Origin of the sequence: Streptomyces sp. JW3 (assembly GCF_052216785.1) — a bacterium.
GTDB lineage: Bacteria > Actinomycetota > Actinomycetes > Streptomycetales > Streptomycetaceae > Streptomyces.
In genome coordinates this window covers 1-11486 of sequence record NZ_JBQOUX010000028.1, presented here as the reverse complement: position 1 = coordinate 11486, position 11486 = coordinate 1, and the positions used below count along the sequence as shown (strand labels likewise).

The window sequence follows — 11486 nt, the reverse complement described above, 5'->3', positions numbered from 1 at the left end:
GTGGATCGCTCCGCGGACCGGCCCCCGGCATATGTCATCGTCCGGTCCCGGCGCGGATCATCAGGTGCGCCCCAGCGGGGGCGCCGGTTTGCCACCCGCGTCCAGGTACGCCTGCGGCGGGTTCAGCCGCTGCCCCGGGAAGCCGCCCTTCTCGTACTTGAGCAGCTTCCGCGCCTTCTCCGGGTCCGTCTCGCCCTCGCCGTACGCCGGGCAGAGCGGGGCGATGGGGCAGGCGCCGCAGGCGGGCTTGCGGGCGTGGCAGATCCGGCGGCCGTGCCAGATGACGTGGTGCGAGAGGTCGGTCCAGTCGCTCTTGGGGAACAGCCCGCCGACGGCCGCCTCGATCTTGTCCGGGTCGGTCTCGGCGGTCCACTGCCAACGCCGCACCAGGCGCTGGAAGTGGGTGTCGACGGTGATGCCGGGGCGGCCATAGGCGTTGCCCAGCACGACGAAGGCGGTCTTGCGGCCGACGCCGGGCAGCTTGACCAGGTCCTCGAGACGGCCCGGGACCTCACCGCCGAACACCTCCGTCAGGGCCTTGGACAGCCCGATGACCGACCTGGTCTTGGCCCGGAAGAAACCGGTCGGGCGGAGGATCTCCTCGACCTCCTCCGGGTTCGCCGCGGCCAGGTCCTCCGGGGCGGGGTACTTGGCGAAGAGGCCGGGCGTGGTCTGGTTGACCCGCAGGTCGGTGGTCTGGGCGGACAGCACCGTGGCCACCAGGAGCTGGAAGGGGTTCTCGAAGTCCAGCTCGGGGTGGGCGTACGGGTAGACCTCGGCCAGCTCGCGGTCGATCCGCCGGGCGCGGCGGACCAGCGCGGTACGGGACTCCTCGCGCGGCGCCTTCGCGGCGACACTCTTCGCCGGGGCCAGGTTCCCGACGGCGACGGTGGCCTTCTTGGGGGCGACGACGGGCTTCTTGGATACGGGCTTGGCTACGAGCTTCTTTGTACCGACCTTCTTGGCGGCGACCTTCTTGGCCGGGGCCTTCTTGGCGGCGACCTTCTTGGCCGGGGCCTTCTTGGCGGCGACCTTCTTGGCCGGGGCCTTCTTGGCGACGGCCTTCTTGGCGACCGCCTCCTTCCCCTCCGCCGACGCCGATGACGCGGCCGACGCAGCCGACCGCTTTATCGCTTTCGTCGTTTTACTACCGCCATCGGGGCCTTGTTCGCCCACAGCGGAATCGCGACGTACAACCACCTGCCCAGCCCCCTCGGCCTGCGCTCTCACCGGCGATTTGGACACCCGGCCACCCTACGGCCCGGCACTGACATCCGCCCCGGACCCTGCGGATCGGCGCCCAATTGGACCCCTGCCGCGTACCCCGGGACACCTGTGCGGCATCCTTGTGACAGATCACACTGTTTGGACCGTCCGGCAAAATGGGCACCACGGACCCCTGGTACACCGGGGGAAGAAGATCCCCTGAGCAGGTCGAATAGGAGAGAACTCGTGGACGACGTTCTGCGGCGCAACCCGCTCTTCGCGGCGCTCGACGACGAGCAGGCCGCCGAGCTGCGCGCCTCCATGAGCGAGGTGACCCTCGCTCGCGGTGACTCGCTGTTCCACGAGGGGGACCCGGGCGACCGCATGTACGTGGTCACCGAGGGCAAGGTCAAGCTGCACCGCACCTCCCCCGACGGGCGCGAGAACATGCTGGCCGTGGTCGGCCCCGGGGAGCTGATCGGCGAACTGGCACTGTTCGACCCGGGCCCGCGCACGGCGACCGCCACCGCGCTGACCGAGGCGAAGCTGCTGGGCCTCGGCCACGGCGACCTCCAGCCCTGGCTGAGCGTCCGCCCCGAGGTGTCCACGGCGCTGCTGCGCGCCGTCGCCCGCCGACTGCGCAAGACCAACGACGCCATGTCGGACCTGGTCTTCTCGGACGTCCCGGGCCGCGTGGCGCGCGCCCTGCTGGACCTGTCCCGCCGGTTCGGCGTGCAGTCCGAGGAAGGCATCCACGTCGTGCACGACCTGACGCAGGAGGAGCTGGCCCAGCTGGTCGGCGCCTCCCGCGAGACGGTCAACAAGGCGCTCGCGGACTTCGCCCAGCGCGGCTGGCTCCGCCTGGAGGCCCGCGCGGTGATCCTGCTGGACGTCGAGCGGCTCGCCAAGCGCTCCCGCTGATCCGTCCCCCTGGCGGGGGCGCGGGTCAGATGAGCCCGTGCTCCTCCAGGTAGTCCAGCTGCGCCCGCACCGACAGTTCGGCCGCCGGCCACAGCGAGCGGTCCACGTCCGCGTAGACGTGGGCGACGACCTCGGCGGGCGCCCGGTAGCCGTTCTCCACCGCCGTCTCCACCTGGGCGAGGCGGTTGGCCCGGTGCGCCAGGTAGTACTCCACCGCCCCCTGGGCGTCCTCCAGGACCGGCCCGTGCCCCGGCAGCACCGTGTGCACGCCGTCGTCGACCGTGAGCGACCTGAGCCGCCGCAGCGAGTCCAGGTAGTCGCCTAGGCGGCCGTCGGGGTGCGCGACGACGGTCGTACCGCGGCCGAGCACCGTGTCGCCGGTGAGCACCGCGCGGTCGGCGGGCAGATGGAAACTGAGCGAGTCGGCGGTGTGTCCGGGCGTCGGTACGACCCTCAGCTCCAGGCCGCCGGCCGTGACCACGTCCCCGGCGCCGAGCCCCTCCTCGCCCAGCCTGAGCGCCGGGTCCAGCGCCCGTACCCGGGTGCGGGTCAGCTCGGCGAAGCGGGCGGCGCCCTCGGCGTGGTCGGGGTGACCGTGCGTCAGCAGGGTCAGGGCGACGCGCCGGCCGGCCCGCTCGGCGGTGTCGACGACGCGCCGCAGGTGGCCCTCGTCCAGCGGGCCCGGATCCACGACCACGGCCAGCTCGGAGCCGGGCTCGGCGAGGATCCAGGTGTTGGTCCCGTCCAGGGTCATCGGCGAGGCGTTGGGCGCCAGGACGTTGACGGCCCGTTCGGTGGCGGGCCCGGTCAGCACCTGGCCACGGGGCCGGCCGGGCAACGCGGTCGCGTCGGTCATGCGGAGGCCTCCCCGTTCTCCGCGCCGGACGCCGCACCGGGCCCGACGCCGGCGGCCGGTACGTGCTTGGTGAACTCCTCGTGCCCCGGCCAGGACAGCACGATCTCGCCGTCCACCAGCCGGGCCCGGGCCAGTACGGGCGTCAGATCGCGGCCGGCGGCCGCCGCCAGCGCCTCGGCCGCCGTGCCGTACGGCGTGAGCGCCCGCAGGGTCGCGATGGTCGGCGGCATCATCAGCAGCTCGCCCCGGTCGTACCCGGCGGCGGCCGCCGCCGGCGTGATCCACACCGTGCGGTCGGCCTCCGTGGAGGCGTTGCGGGTGCGCTGCCCCTCGGGGAGGGCGGCCACGAAGAACCACGTGTCGTAGCGCCGGACCTCGAACTCCGGGGTGATCCAGCGCGCCCAGGCGCCCAGCAGGTCGGAGCGGAGCACCAGGCCCCGGCGATCCAGGAACTGGGCGAAGGACAGTTCCCGGGCGACCAGCGCGGCCCGGTCGGCCTCCCAGTCGTCGCCGGTGGTGTCCCCGACGACCGTCCCGGCGGTCGGCCCGGCGAGCAGGACGCCCGCCTCCTCGTACGTCTCCCGGACCGCCGCGCAGACGATCGCCTGGGCGGCGGACTCGTCGACGCCCAGGCGTTTCGCCCAGCACGCGCGCGTGGGGCCCGCCCAGCCCACCGCGCGGTCGTCGTCGCGCGGGTCGACGCCGCCGCCCGGATAGGCGTACGCGCCGCCGGCGAAGGCCATGGAGGTGCGGCGGCGCAGCAGGTGGACGGTGGGGCCGGGGTCTCGCAGCAGCAGGACAGTGGCCGCGCGTCTCGGCGCGACCGGGGTGAGACCGCCGGCCGCGAGCGCGCGGATGCGCTCCGGCCACTCCGGTGGGTACCACTGACCGTTCGCCTGCCCTCGCGCCATGGCCGGAGGCTATCCGGTGACCGGCGGATGTTCGAGGGGCCGGTGCCCCCGGTCGAGCGCTGGCGTTCGAGGTCAAGCGCCAGCGTCTCCGATCAAGCGCCGGCGTTCCCGAGCAGGCGCCAGTGTTCCCGATCGAGTGCCGGTATCCCCGATCAAGTGCCGGCGTTCCTGATCGAGTGCCGGCGTTTCCGGTCAAGTGGCCGGCTTTCCCCGTCAGACGGGCAGCGCGGCCAGCCAGTCGGTCAGCAGCCGGTTGGTCTGCTCGGGGCGTTCCTGCTGGAGCCAGTGGCCGCAGCCGTCCAGGAGGTGCGAGGCGGTGAGGCCGGGCAGCGTCTCGGGGTAGGCGGCGATGGCGTCGGACAGCCAGGTGGTGGAGGCGTCCTCGGTGCCGCCGAGGAACAAGGCGGGCTGCTTGACGGGCGCCCCGTGGTGTTCGGCCAGGTCGGCCCAGTCGCGGTCCATGTTGCGGTAGCGGTTCAGGGCACCGGTGAGGCCGGTGCGCTCGAACTCCCCGGCGTAGACGTCCAGGTCCGCCGCCGTGAGCCAGGACGGCAGCGGGCCGGCCGGGAAGCGCTCGCGCAGGGTGCCGCCGCGGGCGACGAAGTGCGGGTCGGGAGCGCCGGGAGCGGGCATCGTGTCGGCGGACAGGGCGGCGTAGAAACCGGTGAGCCAGCCGCGTACGTCGGGTTCGATCTCCGCCTCCGCGCGGCCGGGCCGCTGGAAGTACGAGACGTAGAACTCCTGCTCGGCCTCCGGGCCGCCCATCCCGGCGAACACGTCGCTCGGCCGCGGCCCGCCGGGCGGCGTGTACGGGACGCTGAGCAGGCCCACCGCGCGGAAGACGTCCGGGCGCAGCAGCCCGGAGGTGGCGGCGATGGTGGCGCCCCAGTCGTGGCCGACGACGACCGCTTCGCGCTCGCCCAGCGCCTCCACCACGGCGACGTTGTCGGCCACCAGGTCGAGCATCCGGTACGCCGCCGGATCGGCGGGCCGGGAGGAGCGGCCGTAGCCGCGCACGTCGAGGGCGACGGCACGGAACCCGGCGGCGGCCAGGGCGGGCAGCTGGCGGCGCCAGGAGTACCAGGACTCGGGGAAGCCGTGCACCAGGAGGACCAGCGGGCCGCTGCCCTGCTCGACCAGGTGGACACGGCCGGCCGGGCCGGGCACCAGACGGTGCACGGGCGCGGTCGGTGACTGCTGCGGCATGGGGGTCCTCCCGGACGGCTCGGATCGCTGTCGAGGACCTGGAAGATCAGGTCCTCGACGTCGATCCTGGAACGTCCGCCAAGCCCGCGACCAGGTTTGTTGCCGACCTGGCAACAAGGCGCGGGCCGCAGCTCACGCCTCGGTCAGCTCCACCTGGATCTCGACCTCCACGGGCGCGTCCAGCGGCAGCACCGCCACGCCGACCGCGCTCCGCGCGTGCACGCCCTTGTCGCCGAAGACCTCGCCGAGCAGCTCGCTGGCGCCGTTGAGCACGCCGGGCTGCCCGGTGAAGTCGGCGGCGGAGGCCACGAAGCCGACGACCTTCACCACCCGCGCGACGCGGTCCAGGTCACCGGCAACGGACTTCACGGCGGCCAGCGCGTTCAGCGCGCAGATCCGGGCCAGCTCCTTGGCCTCCTCTGCGGTGACCTCGCCGCCCACCTTGCCGCTCATCGGCAGCGCGCCGTCCACCATCGGCAGCTGGCCGGCGGTGAAGACGTACGCCCCGGAGCGCACGGCCGGCTGGTACGCGGCCAGCGGCGGCACCACCTCGGGCAGCGTGATGCCCAGCTCGGCGAGCTTGGCCTCGACGGCACTCACGCCTGCTTCTCCCGCTTCAGGTAGGCCACCAGCTGCTCGGGGTTGTTCGGCCCGGGCACGACCTGGACGAGCTCCCAGCCGTCCTCGCCCCAGGTGTCCAGAATCTGCTTCGTGGCATGGACGAGCAGCGGTACGGTCGCGTATTCCCACTTGGTCATGGGCCGACTGTATCCGCTGTTATCCACAGCCCTCCGCGTAGCCCGGGCCCGGACTGGTTACGCTCGAATACGTGAGCAGGCTCCAGGTCGTCAGCGGCAAGGGCGGAACCGGCAAGACCACGGTGGCCGCCGCCCTAGCGCTGGCCCTGGCCACGGCGGGGAAGCGGACGCTCCTCGTCGAGGTCGAGGGCCGGCAGGGCATCGCGCAGCTCTTCGAAACCGAAGCGCTGCCTTATGAGGAGCGGAAGATCGCCGTCGCTCCCGGGGGCGGGGAGGTGCATGCCCTCGCCATCGACCCCGAACTGGCCCTTCTGGACTACCTCCAGATGTTCTACAAACTGGGCGGCGCCGGCCGGGCCCTGAAGAAACTCGGCGCCATCGACTTCGCGACCACCATCGCGCCCGGGGTCCGGGACGTCCTGCTGACCGGCAAGGCGTGCGAGGCGGTGCGCAGAAAGGACCGCGCCGGCCGGTTCGTGTACGACTACGTCGTCATGGACGCGCCCCCGACCGGCCGCATCACGCGCTTCCTGAACGTCAACGACGAGGTGGCGGGCCTGGCGAAGATCGGCCCGATACACCATCAGGCGCAGGCCGTGATGCGGGTCCTGAAGTCCCGCGAGACGGCCGTGCACCTGGTGACACTGCTGGAGGAGATGCCGGTCCAGGAGACCGCCGACGGCATCGCGGAGCTGCGCGCCGCGCGGCTGCCGGTCGGCCGGGTCATCGTGAACATGGTCCGCCCCGAGGTGTTGGACGCCGCCGATCTGGAACTCGTACGGACGCTCCCGCGTTCCTCCCTCGCCCAGGCGCTGTCGGCCGCCGGGCTCGGCGGGGCGCGGCGCGGCGGGCACGCCGAGCGGCTGGTGGACCCGTTGCTGGACCAGGCCGGGCAGTACGCCGCGCGGTACGAGCTGGAGCAGGAGCAGCGGGCGGTCCTCGGCGAGCTGGGCCTGCCGCTGCACGAACTGCCGCTGCTCGTCGAGGGCATGGACCTGGCGGGCCTGTACGCACTGGCCACCGAGCTGCGGAAGCAGGGGATCGCATGAGTCCGAGCCGACCGGAACCGGCGCCCGCCCAGGACAGTGCGCGGCGGCTGTCCCCCATCCGCGCGCTGGAGATCGATCCGCTGCTCGACGACCCGGGGACCCGCATCGTGGTGTGCTGCGGTTCGGGCGGCGTCGGCAAGACGACCACGGCGGCGGCGCTGGGTCTGCGCGCGGCCGAGCGGGGCCGCAAGGTGGTCGTGCTGACCATCGACCCGGCCCGCCGGCTCGCCCAGTCGATGGGCATTGACTCGCTGGACAACGTGCCGCGCCGGGTGAAGGGCATCGACGACTCGGCGGGCGGCGAGCTGCACGCGATGATGCTCGACATGAAGCGCACCTTCGACGAGATCGTCGAGGCGCACGCGGACGCCGAGCGGGCCCGGGCGATCCTGTCGAACCCGTTCTACCAGTCGCTCTCGGCGGGCTTCGCGGGCACGCAGGAGTACATGGCGATGGAGAAGCTGGGGCAGCTGCGCTCCCGCGACGAGTGGGACCTGATCGTCGTCGACACCCCGCCGTCCCGCTCCGCGCTGGACTTCCTGGACGCGCCCAAGCGGCTGGGCTCCTTCCTGGACGGCAAGCTGATCCGGGTCCTGCTGGCCCCGGCGAAGGTGGGCGGCCGGGCCGGCATGAAGTTCCTGAACGTCGGCATGTCGATGATGACGGGCGTACTGGGGAAGGTGCTGGGCGGGCAGTTCCTGAAGGACGTGCAGACCTTCGTGGCGGCGATGGACTCGATGTTCGGCGGTTTCCGCACCCGCGCGGACGCCACGTACAAGCTGCTCCAGGCGCCCGGTACGGCCTTCCTGGTGGTCGCGGCCCCGGAGCGGGACGCGCTGCGCGAGGCCGCGTACTTCGTCCAGCGGCTGGCGGCCGAGGACATGCCGCTCGCCGGTCTGGTCCTCAACCGGGTGCACGGCAGCGGCGCCGACCGGCTGTCCGCCGAGCGGGCGCTCGCCGCCGCGGAAAATCTTGAGGACGCCCGCATTGTGGATCAGGACGGCGGGAAAGCTGGACTTCGTAACTCTCCCGACACGTACGGCGGTTCCGGCTCCGGTACCGACGCCGAGGACACCGGCGTGGGTGTGGAACGCTCCGCCGACCAGCTCGCCGCGGGCCTGCTCAGGCTGCACGCCGACCGTATGCAACTGCTCTCCCGCGAGCAGCGCACACGGGACCGCTTCACCGCGCTGCACCCCGAGGTGGCGGTGACCGAAGTGGCCGCGCTCCCCGGCGACGTGCACGACCTCGCGGGACTGCGGGACATCGGCGACCGGCTCGCGGCGGACCGGCCGGAGCTGCCAGACGCGCGGGGGTGACCCGACGTACGGGGTGACCCGACGCACGGATGGATGGCCCCGGCCTGTACGGCGGATGGGGCCCCGGCCCGTGCCGAGGAGATGCCGAGGAGGTGCGGCGTGTCTCAGCCGACGGCCGCGTCTCAGCCGACGGCCGCGAAGTTCTCGTAGACCTCGTCGTCGTCGAGGGGCACGATGCCGGCTCCTCGCTCGTACTCCGTCCGCGCCGTCTCCAGCAGCCGGCGCCAGGAGGTCACGGTGGGCCGCCTGCGCAGCAGTGCGCGGCGCTCCCGCTCCGTCATGCCTCCCCACACGCCGAACTCGACGCGGTTGTCCAGCGCGTCGGCCAGGCACTCGGTCCGCACCGGGCATCCGGTGCACACCGCCTTGGCCCTGTTCTGCGCTGCTCCCTGAACGAACAGTTCATCCGGATCGGTAGTGCGGCAGGCGGCCTGCGCACTCCAGTCGGTTACCCAGCCCATACCGGCGCCGTCCTCTCCCGAATCGAGGCTCCCCCACGGCGGCAGCGGCATATTCACCGCCGCCAGTTGAGGACGTTACGGAAGGTGGGCACAGCGCAACACCCCCAGCGGGCCCAATCTTGAATGGCCCGAACGGACTATGGGTAAGCGGCAGATCACCCGGGGGAGTGAGGTGGCGACATACAGGACGAACCTGGCATCAGGGTCGTTTCCACTGCGCCACAACGGACACCATCCGACACACAAGGCCAATTCGGACACGCGCCGCACCCGCTCCGGCACGCGCCCACCCACCCCGAACGCTCCGACAGGCCCCCCGCGCGACCCGGACGGAACCAGGCCCGAAAAAAGTCGGACGGACGTGGAACGATCCGGTGCTGCCGGGCGTATTGATACTTGGCCGCACTGCTGTGACAGTCGAGAGCAGCTTAGGCCAAGGCATATACGTGTGTCCGGCGAATGAGAACGTAGGCTGCCTCCATGGCAAAGAAGCGCTCGGGCGGTGGTCTGTCACCTGCGCAGCAGGCCGCCAAGTTCCTCGGTGTCAGTGTGCTCGCGGGAGCCGTCCTGGCGGGCATCGCGCTGCCCGCGGTCGGTGCGCTGGGGCTGGCCGCGAAGGGCTCGGTCGAGAGTTTCGACGAGCTCCCGGCCAACATGAAGACACCCCCGTTGAGTCAGCGCACCACCATCCTCGACGCCGACGGCGGCACCATCGCGACGGTCTACTCGCGCGACCGCACGGTGGTGAGCCTGAAGAACATCTCGCCCTACATGCAGAAGGCGATCGTCGCGATCGAGGACTCGCGCTTCTACCAGCACGGCGCGGTCGACCTCAAGGGCGTGCTGCGCGCGGTCAACAAGAACGTGCAGAGCAGCGGTGTCGCCGAGGGCGCCTCCACCCTCACCCAGCAGTACGTGAAGAACGTCTTCATCGAGGAGGCCGGCGACGACCCGACCAAGGTCGCCCAGGCCACCCAGCAGACCATCGGCCGCAAGATCCGCGAGCTGAAGTACGCGATCCAGGTCGAGGAGGAGCTGGGCAAGAAGAAGATCCTCGAGAACTACCTGAACATCACCTTCTTCGGCCAGCAGGCGTACGGCGTCGAGGCCGCCTCCCAGCGCTACTTCTCCAAGCACGCCAAGGACCTCAGCCTGCCCGAGTCGGCCCTGCTGGCCGGCATCGTCCAGTCGCCCAGCCGGTACGACCCGGTCAACGACGAGGCGGAGGCCACCAAGCGGCGCAACACCGTGCTCCAGCGCATGGCCCAGGTCGGCGACATCTCCCAGGCCGAGTCCGCCGAGGCGCAGAAGGCACCGCTCGGCCTGAAGGTCAGCACACCGAAGAACGGCTGCATCACGGCCGTGGACGGCGCGGGCTTCTTCTGCGACTACGTGCGCGAGGTGTTCCTGAGCGACCCGGTCTTCGGCAAGACCAAGGAGGCCCGGGCCAAGATCTGGAACCAGGGCGGCCTGACCATCCGGACCACCCTGGACCCGAAGGCCCAGAAGTCGGCGCAGGCGTCGATCAAGGAGCACGTCTACAAGAGCGACGACGTGGCCACCGCCGCCTCCGTCGTGGAGCCCGGCACCGGCAAGATCCTCGCGATGGGCCAGTCACGTCCGTACGGCTTCGGCAAGGACGAGACGCAGATGAACCTGTCCGTGGACCAGGCCATGGGCGGCGGCGTCGGCTACCAGCCCGGTTCGACGTTCAAGCCGATCGTGGCGGCGGCGGCGCTGGAGCAGGGCACCCCGGCGACGAAGACGTACGCCTCGCCGTACGAGATGGACTACCCGAGCCCGGTCGCGGCCTGTGACGGCAAGACCTGGAACGAGAAGAACGTCCCGGTCGCCAACGAGAACGAGACCGAGGTCGGCCCGTACGGCATGAAGGAGGCGACCGCGAAGTCGGTCAACACCTACTACGTGCAGCTGATCAGCGACATCGGTATCTGCCCGGTGACCGAGATGGCGCAGAAGATGGGCGTCGAGCGGGCCGACGGCGGCAAGATGCAGCAGGCCCCGTCGATCGCCCTGGGCACCCAGGAGATGTCGCCGCTGACCATGGCGAACGCGTACGCGACGTTCGCCTCGCGCGGCATGTACTGCACGCCGGTCGCCATCGAGTCGATCACCCAGCGCGTCGGCCAGGAGAACAAGTCCCTGGAGGTCCCGAAGTCGACCTGCTCGCGGGCCATGTCGGAGACCACCGCCGACACCATCAACACGCTGCTGCGCGGCGTGGTGGAGGACGGTACGGGTACCGAGGCCGGTCTCGGCAGCCGGCCGAGCGCCGGTAAGACCGGTACGACGGACGAGCGGTACGCGGCCTGGTTCGTCGGCTACACGCCGAACATGGCGGGCGCGGTCTGGGTCGGCGACCCGGCACACGAGCGGAAGATGGTCGACATCACCATCGGCGGCGTCCCGCACGACAAGGTGTTCGGTGGCGAGGTCCCGGGCCCGATCTGGCGCGACATGATGACCGGCGCGCTGGAGGGCAAGCAGGCCCCCGACTTCTCCTACGTCGACATCCCCGACAGCAAGGACAAGGGCGACAACGACGACGGCGGCAACGGCGACGACGAGGCCGACGACGGCAACGACAACTCCACCGACGGCGGCACCGGGGACGACGGCAGCGACGACGACGGCGGCGACGACGAGAACTTCATCGGCGAGCTGGGCAACGGCGGCAACTGGGGCGACATCTTCCAGGGCCAGGGCAACGGCGGCGGCCGCGGCTGAACCACCTCACGGACGGACGGGCGGGCCGTCACTCCCCCGGGAGTGACGGCC

General features: G+C 71.6%; 11 protein-coding genes. 4 read left to right on the top strand and 7 right to left on the bottom strand.

From position 1 onward, the window contains the following. Positions 1-60 precede the first annotated feature (60 nt). Positions 61-1131, bottom strand: coding sequence for an endonuclease III (nth, locus tag ACTT8P_RS14275; RefSeq protein ID WP_442832033.1), 1071 nt, complete (start codon positions 1129-1131; stop codon positions 61-63). Between the two features lie 321 nt (positions 1132-1452). Between nth and ACTT8P_RS14270 the strand changes: the two genes are divergently transcribed. Beyond that, on the top strand, positions 1453-2127 hold the full coding sequence (locus ACTT8P_RS14270; protein ID WP_361163655.1) for a Crp/Fnr family transcriptional regulator: 675 nt from the start codon (positions 1453-1455) through the stop codon (positions 2125-2127). Between the two features lie 25 nt (positions 2128-2152). On the opposite strand, the gene ACTT8P_RS14265 is transcribed toward ACTT8P_RS14270, so the two are convergent. The 5 genes from ACTT8P_RS14265 to ACTT8P_RS14245 all read right to left on the bottom strand — a co-directional run bounded on the left by ACTT8P_RS14265 (position 2153) and on the right by ACTT8P_RS14245 (position 5858). After that, the gene (locus ACTT8P_RS14265) at positions 2153-2983 is read right to left on the bottom strand and encodes an MBL fold metallo-hydrolase (RefSeq protein ID WP_442831996.1); all 831 of its coding nucleotides are present in this window, start codon (positions 2981-2983) and stop codon (positions 2153-2155) included. Then, entirely contained in the window at positions 2980-3894 is a 915-nt protein-coding gene (locus ACTT8P_RS14260; RefSeq protein WP_442831995.1) for an NUDIX hydrolase, read from the bottom strand. The genes ACTT8P_RS14265 and ACTT8P_RS14260 overlap by 4 nt, the downstream gene beginning before the upstream one ends. Positions 3895-4107: 213 nt before the next feature. Further along, positions 4108-5100: an alpha/beta fold hydrolase gene (locus tag ACTT8P_RS14255; protein WP_442831994.1), complete on the bottom strand. Its 993-nt coding sequence runs from the start codon at positions 5098-5100 to the stop codon at positions 4108-4110. Positions 5101-5232: 132 nt separating this feature from the next. Further along, positions 5233-5700 (bottom strand): RidA family protein, encoded by a 468-nt coding sequence (locus ACTT8P_RS14250; protein WP_361163647.1) that lies wholly within the window; start codon positions 5698-5700, stop codon positions 5233-5235. Next, entirely contained in the window at positions 5697-5858 is a 162-nt protein-coding gene (locus tag ACTT8P_RS14245) for a DUF4177 domain-containing protein (RefSeq protein WP_003975360.1), read from the bottom strand. The genes ACTT8P_RS14250 and ACTT8P_RS14245 overlap by 4 nt, the downstream gene beginning before the upstream one ends. Positions 5859-5929: 71 nt before the next feature. Here ACTT8P_RS14245 and ACTT8P_RS14240 point away from each other — a divergent pair, with 71 nt between their 5' ends. Both ACTT8P_RS14240 and ACTT8P_RS14235 read left to right on the top strand, forming a co-directional pair. Next, entirely contained in the window at positions 5930-6907 is a 978-nt protein-coding gene (locus ACTT8P_RS14240) for an ArsA-related P-loop ATPase (RefSeq protein WP_442831993.1), read from the top strand. Next, positions 6904-8226: an ArsA family ATPase gene (locus ACTT8P_RS14235; RefSeq protein WP_442831992.1), complete on the top strand. Its 1323-nt coding sequence runs from the start codon at positions 6904-6906 to the stop codon at positions 8224-8226. The genes ACTT8P_RS14240 and ACTT8P_RS14235 overlap by 4 nt, the downstream gene beginning before the upstream one ends. A 122-nt stretch (positions 8227-8348) precedes the next feature. Here the strand turns inward: ACTT8P_RS14235 and wblA are convergent, their stop codons facing one another. Continuing rightward, positions 8349-8687, bottom strand: a complete 339-nt coding sequence (gene wblA, locus ACTT8P_RS14230) for a transcriptional regulator WblA (RefSeq protein WP_385461502.1) — start codon at positions 8685-8687, stop codon at positions 8349-8351. A 480-nt stretch (positions 8688-9167) separates the two neighbouring features. On the opposite strand from wblA, the gene ACTT8P_RS14225 reads away from it, so the two are divergent. Further along, positions 9168-11435, top strand: coding sequence for a transglycosylase domain-containing protein (locus ACTT8P_RS14225; RefSeq protein ID WP_442831991.1), 2268 nt, complete (start codon positions 9168-9170; stop codon positions 11433-11435). Positions 11436-11486: the final 51 nt, after the last annotated feature.

Excerpts from the sequence above, each read along its gene's own strand:
- ACTT8P_RS14265 (WP_442831996.1), bottom strand. The coding sequence starts at position 2,983 with ATGACCGACGCGACCGCGTTGCCCGGCCGGCCCCGTGGCCAGGTGCTG.
- ACTT8P_RS14260 (WP_442831995.1), bottom strand. The coding sequence starts at position 3,894 with ATGGCGCGAGGGCAGGCGAACGGTCAGTGGTACCCACCGGAGTGGCCG.
- ACTT8P_RS14255 (WP_442831994.1), bottom strand. The coding sequence starts at position 5,100 with ATGCCGCAGCAGTCACCGACCGCGCCCGTGCACCGTCTGGTGCCCGGC.
- ACTT8P_RS14245 (WP_003975360.1), bottom strand. The coding sequence starts at position 5,858 with ATGACCAAGTGGGAATACGCGACCGTACCGCTGCTCGTCCATGCCACG.
- ACTT8P_RS14235 (WP_442831992.1), top strand. The coding sequence starts at position 6,904 with ATGAGTCCGAGCCGACCGGAACCGGCGCCCGCCCAGGACAGTGCGCGG.
- wblA (WP_385461502.1), bottom strand. The coding sequence starts at position 8,687 with ATGGGCTGGGTAACCGACTGGAGTGCGCAGGCCGCCTGCCGCACTACC.
- ACTT8P_RS14225 (WP_442831991.1), top strand. The coding sequence starts at position 9,168 with ATGGCAAAGAAGCGCTCGGGCGGTGGTCTGTCACCTGCGCAGCAGGCC.